Below are 14,586 nucleotides of genomic sequence, written 5' to 3' on the forward strand. Positions count from 1 at the left end.
AGATTATACCTGTTCGTTGCGGATGGAAACAGCATTTTTATGTGCTTGTAGTCCTTCGAGCTCGGCAAGTATCTCGACCGTAGATCCGATTTGTTGAAGTCCGGTCTCATTGATATGCTGAAATGTTATTTTTTTTACAAAAGAATCCACGGAAACACCGGAATAGGATCGCGCGTACCCGGATGTCGGCAATGTATGGTTCGTGCCTGATGCGTAGTCGCCGGCACTTTCTGGGGTAAGGTGTCCTAAGAAGACCGAGCCTGCATTACTGATATGACGTGTCAGGGATTCCCATTGATCCGTTTCAAGGATAAGGTGCTCCGGAGCGTATTCATTTGAAAACTGAATGGCCTCCTGGAGGTTGCCAACCGTGACAGCATAGGAGTTTTCAATTGCTCTTGAGGCAAGTTCCTTGCGTGGCAAAACCGTTAATTGTGTCTCGAGTTGCGTATTAACGGCATCTACTATAGCCGTGGAAGTCGCAACTAATACGGCCTGACTGTCTGCTCCGTGCTCTGCCTGTGCGAGGAGGTCCGCCGCTACGAATGCGGGGTTGGCGGATTCGTCAGCGATGACAAGTACCTCAGATGGGCCGGCAGGCATATCTATACTAACATTCGTTAATCCTTGTATGATTGACTTTGCCTTGGTGACAAACTGATTGCCAGGGCCAAAGATTTTGTCGACTTTCGGAATAGATTGCGTACCGAACGCCATGGCTGCCACTGCCTGCGCGCCACCAACAAGGTAGATCCGCTTAATATTGAGTAATTTCAAACAATAAGCGACAAATCCATTAATCTTTCCATTGGATTGTGGCGGTGAACAAACTACGATTTCCTTACATCCCGCGATGCGAGCCGGGATACCCAGCATCAATAATGTGCTCGGCAATACTGCAGAACCTCCGGGGATATACAGGCCTACTTTTTCAATCGGACGTATTTCCCGCCAGCATTTTACGCCCGGCATTGTCTCGACCGTGCGTTCTCTTTTAAGCTGCGTGCTATGGAATCGGTGGATATTCTGGAATGCGATTTCCAAAGCGCGCTGTTGGTCGCGCTGTATGGTTGCCGCTAGGTCATCTATGTCATCCGCATCCAAAAAGAGTTTGTCAAGCTGTACTTTATCAAATTTTTCGGCATACTCAAGAAGTACAGTGTCACCTTGTATGCGTACCTGTTGAATAATATCCTGGACGACATCCTGAATTGCGTTGTTCGGGTCTGTATTCCGGGCAACCAGCTGTTGTCGTTCCTCTTCTTTTAAAGATTGGTAATCATATTTTTTTAACATGGTCGTCAGAATCGGTCAAGTTTAAAGAATGATTTTTTCGATTGGCATCACAACAATACCCTGCGCACCCTCAGCTTTTAATTTGTTGATTTTATCCCAAAAATCGTCCTCCGTAATAACGGTGTGTACGGCTACCCAGCCTTCTTCAGCCAATGGAACTACAGTTGGACTTTTTACACCATGTAATAGTGAAGTGATTGCGGGTAGGTTTTTCTTCTCTACATTCAAAACCACATATTTGGTCTCCTTGGCAAGCAGAACTGATTCGATGCGTTGAACTAATTCGGCCAGGATTGCGTTTCCTTCGAGTCCTTTTCGTCCAACCAAAATTGCTTCCGAATTTTTGACATCTGCAAAAGGTTTTAAACCATTGCTTTTCAATGTTCCACCTGTGGAAACAATATCACATATTGCGTCGCTAAGCCCCAGACCGGGTGAAATTTCAACAGATCCGGATATCAATCGTATATCTGCGTTGATTTTGTAATCGTCAAGAAAATTTTTAAGAATATTAGGGTAAGAGGTTGCGATTGCTTTGCCGTTAAGGTCTTTGATGTCCTGAATGGAACTATCTTTCGGTATCGCTAGTTTTAAGGTGCACTTTCCGAAGCCAAGGCGTTTAATATATTCTACTTTTGATTCGGTTTCATCGATGATATTTTCACCTACAATACCAAGATCAGCTATTCCTTGTTCGACATAACCCGGAATATCATCATCTCTGAGAAATAATATTTCCAGGGGGAAGTTGCCCACAGTAGTAATTAAGGAGCTTTTGTAGTTTTCGAAATCTAAACCACAGTTTTTCAGTAATTGAACAGATTTTTCGTTTAACCTACCCGATTTTTGGATAGCAATTTTAAGATTTTTCAACGCTTTATAAATGTTAGCAGTAAATTATTAATAATAAGAAATCAAACAAGAGGGAAGGTATTCTACGTAAGAACACATTAAATTAACATATCGCCACAATGGCGATGATGCAAATGAAAATGATGTACGTAGGTATAGACCATGTTTGTATTAATAACTGATAGCAAATGTATAGTAAATTAATGGGAAATACAAAAATATCATTTTAAAAAGTTTAAGGATCCAGGCTGTGGCGGTTTAAATCGCTAAAATTTCTGCCTGTTTTCTATAAAGTTTGAAACATAGACTGACAACTCTTAGAAAATTCCTTATTTTTAACAAATGAAGTCTTTTTAAGTTTCCATTGCCTATAGGCCGAGCTGGGTAAGGAACCGCAAGCATCAGCGATATGATGACTTCAATAGTTATAGTGCCATGCATAGTTTTACTGTGTTAAATGAAGTAAAGTATAATAAAGAATCTGTATAGATGAAAAGAATAGCATTTATTTTAGTAAGCTGGATGACCTGTCTGTCTGGTTTTACGCTGGCTCAGGAAAGGCCAGCTTCTACATTAGATATCCGTATTTTGGAGTCTATTGCCGAAACAAGAACCGAGCCCCAGACACAAACTTTTAAGGTGCTTTCTGATATCAATAACTATGTGCAGGTGGCTGTACCCGTAGGCCTATTAGTTGCAGGAGCTGTTAATAATGACAAAGCAATGCGTCAAAATGCACTTTACGTAGCGAGTAGTACCGCTGTAACGGCATTAGTTAATGTGGGAATAAAACATTTGATCAAACGGAGCCGGCCATTTAAAAAATATCCAAACTTTATATCCGTTCGCACAGCCAGCGGCTATTCTTTCCCTTCCGGGCACACCTCATCAGCATTTGCGACAGCTTCCGCATTATCCCGTGCCTATTCAAAATGGTATGTTGTTGCTCCTTCATTACTCTGGGCTTCTAGTGTTGGCTATTCCAGAATGTATTTGGGTGTGCATTATCCTACAGATGTACTGGCTGGTGCGGTGTTGGGAGCAGGCTCTGCTTTTGCATTGGATGGATTAAGAAAATAAAATAGAAATTTGTTTAAACGAATAATTGATGCAAGTTATTAGAATATTGGTGGTGGGCTGTGGTAATATGGGTGCTTCTCATGCCAAGGCTTATCATGATCTAGAAGGATTTGAGATCGTTGGTCTGGTTGCTAGAGGTGATAGCAAAAATAAACTTAATGCGGAATTAGGTTCCGAATACCCTTTGTTTGAATCCTACGAGTCCGCATTGGAACAAACAAAACCTGATGCTGTCTGTATTGCGACCTATCCGGATACCCATAAGGACTACGCGATTAAGGCTTTCGAATCAGGCGCTCATGTTTTCATTGAGAAGCCCTTGGCGGAGGATGTAACCTCAGCCGAAGAAGTCGTGAATGCTGCCATAAAATATGGTAAAAAACTGGTGGTAGGATATATTCTGCGTTACCACCCCTCGTGGATTAAGTTTATCGAGGTCGCAAAGACTATGGGAAAACCTTTGGTCATGCGGATGAACCTCAATCAACAAAGCCATGGTTACATGTGGAATGTTCATCGCAATCTGATGTCAAGTCTGAGTCCAATTGTTGACTGTGGTGTTCACTACATTGATGTGATGTGTCAGATGGCAGGCGTTAAGCCGGTACGTGTTTCGGCGATAGGTGCCCGACTCACTGACGATATTCCGGCGTGGAACTATAATTATGGTCAGCTCCAGTTGCATTTTGAGGACGGGTCTGTCGGTTGGTATGAAGCCGGATGGGGCCCTATGGTGAGCCAAAATGCATTTTTTGTAAAAGACGTTTTCGGCCCCCGGGGATCGGTGTCCATTGTAGCAAACAAAGCTAGTGACGAAGGCAAATCGGATTCGGTCGCAGCGCATACGCAAACAGAAAGTTTAAGGGTGCATTATGCTGATTTAGATGAACGCAATGGATTTATCAAAGGAGATGAATGGATAAACTTGTCTGATGAACCAGATCATCAGGAATTGTGTAACAGGGAGCAACGCTTCTTTCAGCAGGCGATCTTAGCGGATCTTGACCTGTCTTCTTCCATGGAAGACGCCATCAATAGTTTACGCATCGCGCTCGCTTGCGATGAGGCTGTGAAAACCCAGCAAACGGTAATATTATAGTTTTCATTTCATTTAGGTGTATTTCTTTTTTTTTACCCCCTTTGCAAAAAATAGCGGAATAAAAAACAAATAAATAAAAAATATAAAGGAAGGATAGGCTTTTTGGTCTATCTTTTGTTATTTAGCTACATATTTATCAGTCTTATGCAGAATTTATTCAAAGTAGCGTTGTTGTTCGGCTTGTCCATTCCTATAGTACATGGACAGGATAAGCAATGGCAGATGGAGTTGGTGTTTAAAGGGGAGATTTCTCCTGAAAAATTTGAAAATGAGATTCCTGAATTTGCGAAAGAGTTTTATGAGCCTTTTCTAAAAGGAAAGATGGCTTATAAAAATGTTGAGATCTTAGCCGATGCCGATTATTCTTCTGCTGTGATTAATCAAAAGGAGCATGCTATTTTGAATAGAAAATTGGCAAAAACATATTCTTTTTCGGCAGGGGACGATATTGTCACGGCGGAATCTTATTACCCATCCTATAAAATTGTGAGCAATAGATTGAAAGAATCTGAAGGTCCCTATGTATGGATGCAAGATCTAGGTGAGATTGAAAATGTAGCTGGAGTGACCTGTAAAAAAGCAAAATTATTTATCAAAAATCAGGCAGATTCGGCTGAAGCCACCGTTTGGTATTCGGAAGCGGTACCTACCTATTATATGACCGCTTTTTCGTTTGTCAATGATCTTCCGGGCGCGGTGCTAAAATTGTCGTTAGGTGCAAATGCTGATTTGGGTTTCGAGACAATAAAAGTGGCTAGCGTGTCCGGTACAAAAGATTTCCGATTGCCTCAGGATATTAAAGTTGTTGATATTTCAGGTGATGGTCCTGTGGAGGGTGGCGACGATGTGAGTTTATTTGAAGATACTTTTCCTTTGGATAGATCGCTTAAATGGGTTATGGTGAAAGACAAGGAAACGAATGATGAATATTATGGGATAAAGAGCACAACGGGACAGGAAGTGCTATCCTGTTCACTTTTTTCCTTAGCTTATTTTAATGATCAGACTGCCATCGTTTCAGATAAGGATAATTACTTCTGGCTACTGGATAAAAAGGGGAATAAAGTGAACAAAACAGGGTTTGACTGGCTTACTCCGGCAACAGAAAGATTGGCTATTTTTCAGAAAGATGGAAATTTTGGACTCGTTACACAAGAAGGGAAGGTTTTACTGGATAAAAAAGAAAACATAAGCAAGTTTTTGGGTAATTATTTGATGTTTTCAGAAGAAGGAAAAATAGGATTATTGGATGAGCATGGAAAAATTATTGTTCAGCCTAACCTGTTGTTTTTGGATGTAGACAGTGCCGGTAAAGTTCTGGTACGGGATAAGGAAGGAGAGGAGACAAAAACGCTTGAATTTGAGGTATTTATAAAAGAATATGTGAAATAATTTAGAGTTTATTGAGATAAACAGCTGTCAGTTATGACAAAAAAAGCATTCAATGTCGATGATTGAATGCTTTTTTTTGTAATCACTATTTTTATATTCTGTTTAAGGAATATTCAGAAATTTGTGTGTCTGTAGGGAGATGTCCCATTTCGGATTTTCTTTGACGTAGTCAATAATGGACGGGGTCATTTCTTTGGATTTGGACCATTCCGGCTGAAGGTATAATTTGCAATTCGGACCGACCAATTGTGCATATTCTTCTCCCCAGGCAAAGTCGCTTTTATTGAAAACGATCACTTTGAGCTCTCCGGCTGCATCAAGAACGTCTTTTCTTGGTGCTTTGAATTTTTTTGGAGACAGGCAGATCCAATCCCATTCTCCACTTAGAGGATATGCGCCGGATGTTTCGATAAAAGTTTTTATTCCAGCAGCATGTAGTCCCTTAGTGAGGTAATCCAAATTATAGATCAATGGCTCTCCACCTGTAATAACAACTGTTTTAGCGGGATATTTCTTGGCATTTTCAATAATTGAATCTGCCGCTGTAAGCGGATGGATAGATGCATCCCAGCTTTCTTTTACATCGCACCAATGGCAGCCCACATCACAGCCACCCAATCTGATGAAATAAGCAGCAGTCCCGGTGTGGAAACCTTCCCCTTGGATGGTGTAGAACTCTTCCATCAAAGGTAATCGTGTTCCGTCTTCTGGTACTTGATTCGACATAGTTAAAATTTGAGTCTGCAAAGGTAGTAAATATTAATGATACGCTCAATTTAAACTGTTGTTTTCAGTGGAATTCATGTCATTTTTATAGGGTTGAAAATTGAGCGGTGATTTGGTGTTTTTTGTGGAAGCGCCGCTTTTTGTTTTCTTTTCTGAGTTAGGTGTTACCAGACGAAGGATTGCTTAAAAAGGGACAAGAGATCATAAAAAAACTGTTTATTACCAGAAATTTTGCTAAATTTGTTTCACAATTTATTTATTGAAAACATAAGTGTAATAACATAATTGTACATGTTGTTTTGTGTTTTCTATTTTTTAACAATATAAAGATCATAGTTGTAAATGATTAAAATTACACTACCTGATGGTTCCGTTAGAGAATATCAAAAAGGAATCACTGCAGCGGAAATTGCTTTGTCAATTTCTGAAGGGTTAGCGAGAAATGTTCTTGCTGCTGAGGTGAACGGTGAAGTATGGGATTCTGCCCGTGCTATTGAAGAAGATGCTAGCGTGAAGTTGTTGACCTGGAATGACACAAAAGGAAAATCTACTTTTTGGCATTCTTCGGCTCACTTGCTAGCTGAGGCACTGGAAACATTGTATCCGGGAATTAAATTCGGTATTGGACCGGCAATCGAAACAGGTTTTTACTACGATGTTGATTTTGGTGATCGCGAATTTTCTTCGGATGACTTTAAGGCTATCGAGGACAAAATGTTAGAACTCGCCAAACGCAAAGAAATCTTTGAACGTAAAGCCGTTTCTAAATCGGATGCTTTAGCCTATTTTACCGAAAAAGGGGATGAGTATAAGCTGGATCTGATCAAGGATCTGGAAGATGGAAAGATTACTTTTTATACCCAAGGTGAGTTTACTGATTTATGTCGTGGACCACATATTCCAAATACTGGATTTATCAAGGCCATAAAACTGACTAATGTTGCCGGTGCATATTGGCGGGGTGATGAATCTCGGAAACAGTTAACACGTATTTATGGTGTAACTTTTCCGAAAGCATCGGAGCTTGCCGAATATTTAAAGTTCATTGAAGAAGCAAAGAAACGCGACCACCGCAAATTAGGTAAGGAGCTGGAGCTTTTTGCATTTTCTGAAAAGGTGGGTGCTGGATTGCCTTTATGGTTGCCAAAAGGAGCTGCACTGCGTCAAAAACTAATTGATTTCTTGCAAAAGGCACAGTTGAAATCGGGGTATGAGCCAGTCGTAACGCCACATATTGGACACAAACAATTGTATGTGACTTCTGGTCACTATGAAAAATACGGTGCGGATTCCTTTCAACCGATCAAAACACCTATTGAAGGTGAAGAGTTTTTGTTGAAACCGATGAACTGCCCGCATCACTGTGAGATCTATAAGGTAAAGCCGCGTTCGTATAAAGATTTGCCGGTTCGTTTTGCCGAATTTGGTACCGTGTATCGTTATGAGCAATCCGGAGAATTACATGGGTTAACACGGGTACGTGGGTTTACGCAAGATGATGCACACTTATTCTGCCGCCCGGATCAGGTAAAAGATGAGTTTAAAAAGGTAATTGATCTGGTTCTTTATGTATTTGGTGCTTTAGGGTTTAATGACTATACTGCACAGGTGTCGTTGCGTGATCCTGAAAACCGTACTAAATATATCGGTACTGATGAGAACTGGGCTTTAGCCGAATCTGCGATCATTGAGGCTGCAGAAGAAAAAGGTCTGCCAACTGTCGTGGAATATGGTGAAGCGGCTTTCTATGGTCCGAAATTGGACTTCATGGTGAAGGATGCCCTGGGACGTAAATGGCAGTTAGGTACTATTCAGGTGGATTATAACTTACCTGAACGTTTTGAATTAGAGTATACTGGCAGTGATAACATGAAACATCGCCCAGTAATGATTCACCGTGCGCCATTTGGATCGTTGGAACGTTTTGTAGCCGTATTGATCGAACACTGTGCGGGACAATTTCCGTTATGGCTTGCGCCTGAGCAATTTATCGTCTTGCCAGTGTCAGAAAAATACGAAGAATATGCGCAAAATGTTTTGAATTCGCTAAATAATTCCGATATTCGCGGACTGATAGACTTACGTGACGAGAAGGTGGGCAGAAAAATCAGAGACGCCGAGGTGAAAAAGCTTCCTTATATGTTAATTGTAGGGGAAAAAGAGGTGGAAAATGGCACAGTTTCTGTACGTAAACATGGCTCAGTAGAATTAGGAACTATGACTGCTGACGAATTTAGAGATATATTAATTAAGGAAATAACCGTTTAATTTTTAAACATTTGGCATTAAAAAGACCCGGTGGTCCAAGACCACCAATGAGAAAGAAAGAACCAGATCACCGCATTAATGAGTTAATCAAGGTACCTGAAGTACGTTTGGTAGGAGATAATGTGGAACAAGGAGTTTACCCTACACGCAAAGCGTTAGAGTTGGCTGATGAGTTGGAACTTGATTTAGTGGAGATTTCGCCAAATGCTGTACCGCCGGTTTGTAAGATTATCGACTACAGTAAGTTTGTTTACGAACAGAAGAAGAAACAAAAGGAAATCAAAGCTAATGCAAAACAGACTGTTATCAAAGAAATTCGTTTCGGACCTAACTCTGGTGAACATGATTTTGATTTCAAATTGAAACATGCGATTAAGTTTCTTGAAAGTGGTGAAAAAGTACGTGCGTACGTACACTTCAAAGGTCGTGCTATCGTACACAAAGATCAAGGTGAGATCTTGTTGTTACGCTTCGCTCAGGCTCTGGAAGATTACGGTAAAGTAGAACTTTTACCAAAATTAGAAGGGAAACGTATGTTTTTAACAGTAGCTCCAAAGGCTCCTAAAAAATAATTAAGAATTCTAACAGATTGATATAAAATTTATAAGTATTATGCCAAAAGTTAAAACCAATTCCAGCGCAAAGAAACGTTTCAAATTGACTGGAACAGGTAAAATTGCAAGAAAAAACGCTTTCAAAAGCCACATCTTGACAAAAAAGAGCACAAAACGTAAACGTAACTTAACACAAACAAGTTATGTATCTGATGGCGATATGGGCAACGTTAAACGTATGCTTGCTATCGGTAAATAAGTTTTATTCGATTTTATTTAATAATAATTTTTTAACCGGGTACAGGGTCGTAAGTTCATTGAAATACATGGCACCTTTTACCAAACTAATTTTAAAAATATGCCACGTTCGGTTAACGCAGTAGCTTCAAGAAGAAGACGCAAAAAAATCCTAGGCCTTGCAAAAGGTTACTTTGGATCACGTAGCAAAGTTTATACTATTGCTAAAAATACAGTAGAAAAAGGTTTACAATACGCTTACCGCGATCGTAAAACCAAAAAACGCGAGTTTAGAGCTTTATGGATTCAACGTATCAACGCTGGAGCTCGTCAACACGGAATTTCTTATTCCCAATTGATCGGTAAATTAAATGCTAAAAACATTGGTTTGAACCGTAAGGTTTTAGCTGACTTAGCTTTAAATAACCCAGAAGCTTTCAAAGCAGTTGTAGACGCAGTAAAATAGAGTTTTTAATCCGCTGTCAATTTGTTAGAGATATTAAAGGAGCCCCAAAGGCTCCTTTTTTTGTTGTCACCCGTTTGAACGCTGTCTGGTTTTTTGGACGATATTTGAACGCATAGCAAGGAGCTGCTCATCGTATTTTATTTGTCGGAGGCTTTATACCCTCTTTTAAACAACTGAAATTATCAAACTATATGTAATAACCATTCTCAATCAATATTAGGTTTGATTTTTGTACAAAGAGCAATAAACATGCAATTATGAAAACAAGAACGATCGCATTTGGATTTTCACTTCTGTTATTTGGAGGTATGGTTATGGCTAAAGGGCCAGGTTACAAAGCTCCTATAAAAACTGTGTCGGATCAACAGGGAAAAGTTATATCAATTGAGGGTGTAGGTAACAGCCGGACAATAGAGGCCAAGGGAGGAGAGACAATCCAAATAGAAGGTGCCGATAATAAGGTGGTAATACGTGGTAATGTTAGTAAAGTTATTATTGAAGGCAAAGGCAATACCGTAACGGGAAATGACGTGTCGACTGTTACGATAGAGGGCGCAGACAATATGGTTAATATTGGGTCTCTCGAAACCGTTCAAATTGAAGGTATCAAAAATCACGTTCACTACAAATCGACTAAAAACAAATCTGGCCAAGTAAAGGTATCTACTGAAGGGGCCGATAATATGGTTATGAAGATGAAATAATCAAAAATTTCAATAAAAAAAGGGTTTTGTATGATATCATGCAAAACCCTTTTTTATTGAAAAATAGTATCTAGTTTTTAGTTTGATTGTCTTCAGACTGCTTATCATCTAATTCATTTCTTTGTGTTTTATAATCCCCGGATGTAATTTCTGTATCTTGTTCTTTTTGTATCCGATAGGGGTTTAGAAAATCTTGATCAAAAGGATGAGGAGTAACGGCTCGCGGTATAGGGTTGTTATCGTGATATGTTCGAAGACAGGTGCCTTTGACACGTTCAGAATTATACACATAGGTTCCCCAAATGCAGAAAAAGAAAATCGCTTTTATGGTATCTTTGTAATGTGCGAGTGGACCATCTGTTTTATCTAAATAACTTTTGAACATAAAATAGGATGCAATTCCATCAATAGTACAGAATATGGCCATAAATAGTGCAACCATAAAGAAGGTCTGTGCGAAGATGTCCCTTTTCTTGATCAGTAAGACACAGCTATAAATCAAACCAGCCAGTATCAATACATTACCGATTATTTCCAATAGCAGCAGAATTTTGTATAAAATGGGTGAAACATCATCTAACTGATCTGCCGCTTGCCAAGTATTTAAATTAAAAAAGGACTGCTGAAAGAAAAATATACCGGATAGGGTCAATATATTTATAAATAGTACGATAAGCAGTACAATCATCCATCCACCAATTTGTTCATAATAAACTTCGTCGTATGGCTTGATAAAGAAGGGCTTACTTTTATTATACTTTTTAACAATATACCAAATGACGACTGGTACCAGGACAATGATTAGGATCAGGGTAAACCAATTCATTTCCTTCGCTGATGTCGGTGTGCCCAGATTAGTTATCCCATCTGTTACATATCCGTCGGCGTCCAGATAAAAACCATTGAAAAAGATATTCTCACGATCGGCAAAATCTGTATAATACTGTTGCAGATCCTTTTGCTCGACAAATGGTTCGTGAAAACCCAAGGTATAAGCAATCTTGATACTATCTGGCTTTATTTCCAATGTCTTTCCGAATACATAGGCGTTGCGGTCAAAATAGCTATTGTCTTTATGACTGCCAAATGTATTTTTTCCTTTGTTAACGACGTAGATCTCATACTCGATATCGGTAGGGAACGGCAGGCTCAGTGGGGCAATACGATCCTCCATAATTTCGGGTAGCTTGTCGTTTATATTTGTGCCCAACAGGGAAATATACTTTTTGGAAGATCCGTTTTCTGCTTTTCCGATGTTTTTAATTTTGTATTTTTCGGTGATCTCCACGCGATTGTTCTCAATATCATCTTTGAATTGTATATGGCTAATTTTATTGATTTTGGGATAGGTTTTCGCATAATACTCCAGGTATTGCTTCTGTATATCGTTTTTGGCACTACCTTGAAAATAAGTACGCATATTGTCCGCTTCATTTCCGAAATAGACTGTTTTGACATCAAGGATAGCTTCGAATTTGCCTTCCAGCGTCAACGTTTCCTTGACTTTAATATTTCCCACAACATGCTGCGGTACATCGGCAAGTTTTCCATTGCCCAGGGTCGAGAGCACTTTTCCATAAGCGGGGAAATATCTGTTTTTGATATCTCCGCCTTGATTGGTTATGGTTGGATCAATATATTGGTAACGTCCTCCGATATTAACTTCAACAACCATGTGGTTGAAAGCATAAGGTGAGGGGAGCTCTTCCTGTAGTCCTCGGTCCTTATACGTATTGGCTAATACCAGTCCTGCGTCGATGTTCTTATTTTTGAGTATTGTTGCCAGCAGCATGGATTTATCTTTACAATCGCCATAGCGCTGCGAAAATACTTTTTCCGGAACATTCGCCCGGTGTGAATATTCTCCCATCTCAATACCCATATAACCTATTTCGTTTTGTACAAAGTCACAGGCCTTTTTTAAGTAGTTATAGGGCTGCCCATTTGACTCTTTCCATAGTTGATTGACGAAAGTTTGAAGTGTACTTGAAGGAACTATCTGTGGGATGGGATTAATCCTGCGGTTCCACTGGTCAACGTCCTGCCAGGTATTGAATTCTGAACATTGGATATACTTTAAGGGGCTGTACCAGGCTGGACTATAATTTTCGAACTGAACTGTTTTGTTCTCAGTAAGCTCCCAAAAGAAATTTGTTGCATTTCCCATGGATTGTTGCTGTACTTCAGGTGCGCCATTGAAACTTTTGAATTGAAGTTTACGACTGTTAGGTACAATATAATTGAGATGGACCAAACCAGTAGGTTCATATCCCTGTAAGTAATAGGTGTCGAAAAATTTATGTTCAAATACGGGATTTGCACCTATAATTGAATAGGCAAATACGATCTTATCGTCTTTACGTAAATCTTCCAGGACATAATGGGCCATCTGACTTCCGTTGTAGATGGACCTCGAAAGCTCTGTTTCGGATGCAAGGAGATTGAATTTTGCCTGTGGCAGTAAGTCAATATTTTTCCCGTTGCGAATGATCTTCAACTCATGTAATTGAAGTTTTTGGAAATGCGGATCAAAGGTTACCTGAACCTGTCCCAGGTTTTCGATCCCACTTTGATCAAACAATACTTTTATGTCCTTATAATATTTTGTTTGGGCAGCTAAGTTTATTTGATTTTCGATTAACTCATAGTAATATCCATCGCTAATATCATCCAGATTTGGCTTTATGGCTTTTTTTGTAATGGGCCGGAGCCAAGTTGGCGACGCTGTTTTTTGAATGGGTGTTTGGCTAAAAGACCAGGAAAATGCAGCTAGTACAAGTACGAAAGCTAATAGAAGATGGCTAAATCTTTTCATTAATTCATAATTTAGCCTAAGATAAGTAAAATTTGGACTCAACGGTAGCTGAATTTAGGAAGTATTTGGAAATCTTTATTTCATTAAATCTAGCGTCTTTAAAAATTAAAAGGGTTGTCAATAGCCATTAACAACCCTTTTAATTTTTAGTCCGGTAATTTTATAATTTGCTCTCTCTCTTTTTCTTCTTCTTTACCACTTTTGGCATTTGTGCTTGTTTTAATTCATATTGTCTTTCGATGTATTGAATGATTTCAGAAGCAATGTCCTTTTTTGTGGCCTTTTCTATGCCCTCCAATCCGGGGGAAGAATTCACCTCGAGAACTAACGGACCCCGGTCCGAGGGAATCATATCCACGCCACATACGGTAAGCCCCAATTGTGCGGCGGCGGCAATAGCGGTTTCTCTTTCTGCCTTGCTTAGGCGTATTACCTGAGCTGTTCCGCCCCGGTGTATGTTTGACCGAAATTCACCTTCTTTAGCTGTACGTTTCATTGCCCCGACAACTTTGCCGTCGACCACAAAAGCTCTGATGTCAGAACCTTTCGACTCTTTGATAAACTCTTGGATCAAAATATTGTTTCCGAGGCCGTAGAAAGCTTCTATAACAGATGACGCCGCTTTCTTGGTTTCTGCCAAAACAACACCAATCCCCTGTGTACCTTCCAATAGTTTAATCACCAAAGGGGCTCCGCCTACCATACTGATCAGATCGTCAACATCGGACGCCGTCCGTGCAAAGCCCGTAATCGGAAGGCCAATGCCGGCACCGGACAAGATCTGCAGACATCTCAATTTGTCCCTGGACCTGGTAATAGCTTGACTTGGATTTGCGGAAATTACATCCATCACCTCAAATTGTCTGACAATAGCCGAACCATAAAAGGTGACCGAAGCGCCTATTCGGGGAATAATCGCGTCAATACCACTGAGATCCTGTCCTTTGTAATGAATACTGGGTTTATCTTGTTGAATGCCAACGTAACACTTACTGTGGTCTATGACAACACATTCGTGACCTCTTTGTTGTGCAGCTTCTACGAGACGACGAGTTGAGTATAAACTCTTTACTGTCGATAATACGGCAATTTTCACG

At 39.9% G+C, this 14,586-nt stretch carries 13 protein-coding genes; 8 read left to right on the forward strand and 5 right to left on the reverse strand.

Annotation, left to right across the window (positions count from 1 at the left end):
- Positions 1–3 precede the first annotated feature (3 nt).
- Both hisD and hisG read right to left on the reverse strand, forming a co-directional pair.
- Complete coding sequence (gene hisD / locus G6053_RS09810; RefSeq protein ID WP_165306322.1) at positions 4–1,296, reverse strand: histidinol dehydrogenase; 1,293 nt, start codon at positions 1,294–1,296, stop codon at positions 4–6.
- A gap of 21 nt (positions 1,297–1,317) precedes the next feature.
- Positions 1,318–2,169: an ATP phosphoribosyltransferase gene (gene hisG / locus G6053_RS09815; RefSeq protein ID WP_165306323.1), complete on the reverse strand. Its 852-nt coding sequence runs from the start codon at positions 2,167–2,169 to the stop codon at positions 1,318–1,320.
- Between the two features lie 468 nt (positions 2,170–2,637).
- Between hisG and G6053_RS09820 the strand changes: the two genes are divergently transcribed.
- From G6053_RS09820 to G6053_RS09830, 3 genes are all read left to right on the forward strand, one after another.
- A complete protein-coding gene (locus tag G6053_RS09820) occupies positions 2,638–3,228 on the forward strand; it encodes a phosphatase PAP2 family protein (protein WP_165306324.1) in 591 nt (196 codons plus the stop codon).
- Between the two features lie 28 nt (positions 3,229–3,256).
- On the forward strand, positions 3,257–4,327 hold the full coding sequence (locus G6053_RS09825; protein ID WP_165306325.1) for a Gfo/Idh/MocA family oxidoreductase: 1,071 nt from the start codon (positions 3,257–3,259) through the stop codon (positions 4,325–4,327).
- Positions 4,328–4,471: 144 nt separating this feature from the next.
- Positions 4,472–5,719 carry a hypothetical protein gene (locus G6053_RS09830; RefSeq protein WP_165306326.1) on the forward strand — a complete coding sequence of 416 codons (1,248 nt, stop codon included), beginning with the start codon at positions 4,472–4,474 and terminating at the stop codon, positions 5,717–5,719.
- 102 nt (positions 5,720–5,821) lie between these two features.
- Here G6053_RS09830 and G6053_RS09835 read toward each other — a convergent pair whose 3' ends face one another.
- Complete coding sequence (locus G6053_RS09835; protein ID WP_108632265.1) at positions 5,822–6,445, reverse strand: 7-carboxy-7-deazaguanine synthase QueE; 624 nt, start codon at positions 6,443–6,445, stop codon at positions 5,822–5,824.
- Positions 6,446–6,787: 342 nt separating this feature from the next.
- Here G6053_RS09835 and thrS point away from each other — a divergent pair, with 342 nt between their 5' ends.
- The 5 genes from thrS to G6053_RS09860 all read left to right on the forward strand — a co-directional run bounded on the left by thrS (position 6,788) and on the right by G6053_RS09860 (position 10,674).
- Positions 6,788–8,713 (forward strand): threonine--tRNA ligase, encoded by a 1,926-nt coding sequence (gene thrS / locus G6053_RS09840; RefSeq protein ID WP_165306327.1) that lies wholly within the window; start codon positions 6,788–6,790, stop codon positions 8,711–8,713.
- Between the two features lie 11 nt (positions 8,714–8,724).
- The gene (gene infC, locus G6053_RS09845; protein ID WP_077435368.1) at positions 8,725–9,285 is read left to right on the forward strand and encodes a translation initiation factor IF-3; all 561 of its coding nucleotides are present in this window, start codon (positions 8,725–8,727) and stop codon (positions 9,283–9,285) included.
- Positions 9,286–9,325: 40 nt separating this feature from the next.
- On the forward strand, positions 9,326–9,526 hold the full coding sequence (gene rpmI / locus G6053_RS09850) for a 50S ribosomal protein L35 (RefSeq protein ID WP_002993964.1): 201 nt from the start codon (positions 9,326–9,328) through the stop codon (positions 9,524–9,526).
- A gap of 99 nt (positions 9,527–9,625) precedes the next feature.
- Positions 9,626–9,970, forward strand: a complete 345-nt coding sequence (gene rplT, locus G6053_RS09855; protein WP_046674462.1) for a 50S ribosomal protein L20 — start codon at positions 9,626–9,628, stop codon at positions 9,968–9,970.
- Between the two features lie 257 nt (positions 9,971–10,227).
- A complete protein-coding gene (locus tag G6053_RS09860) occupies positions 10,228–10,674 on the forward strand; it encodes a DUF3060 domain-containing protein (protein ID WP_206531915.1) in 447 nt (148 codons plus the stop codon).
- Between the two features lie 70 nt (positions 10,675–10,744).
- Here the strand turns inward: G6053_RS09860 and G6053_RS09865 are convergent, their stop codons facing one another.
- Together G6053_RS09865 and rimK are read right to left on the reverse strand one after the other, a co-directional pair.
- The gene (locus tag G6053_RS09865) at positions 10,745–13,489 is read right to left on the reverse strand and encodes a DUF3857 domain-containing protein (protein WP_165306328.1); all 2,745 of its coding nucleotides are present in this window, start codon (positions 13,487–13,489) and stop codon (positions 10,745–10,747) included.
- Between the two features lie 160 nt (positions 13,490–13,649).
- Complete coding sequence (gene rimK, locus G6053_RS09870; RefSeq protein WP_108632262.1) at positions 13,650–14,585, reverse strand: 30S ribosomal protein S6--L-glutamate ligase; 936 nt, start codon at positions 14,583–14,585, stop codon at positions 13,650–13,652.
- Position 14,586 lies beyond the last annotated feature (1 nt).

Origin of the sequence: Sphingobacterium sp. DR205 (assembly GCF_011064245.1) — a bacterium.
Taxonomy (GTDB): Bacteria; Bacteroidota; Bacteroidia; order Sphingobacteriales; family Sphingobacteriaceae; genus Sphingobacterium; species Sphingobacterium athyrii.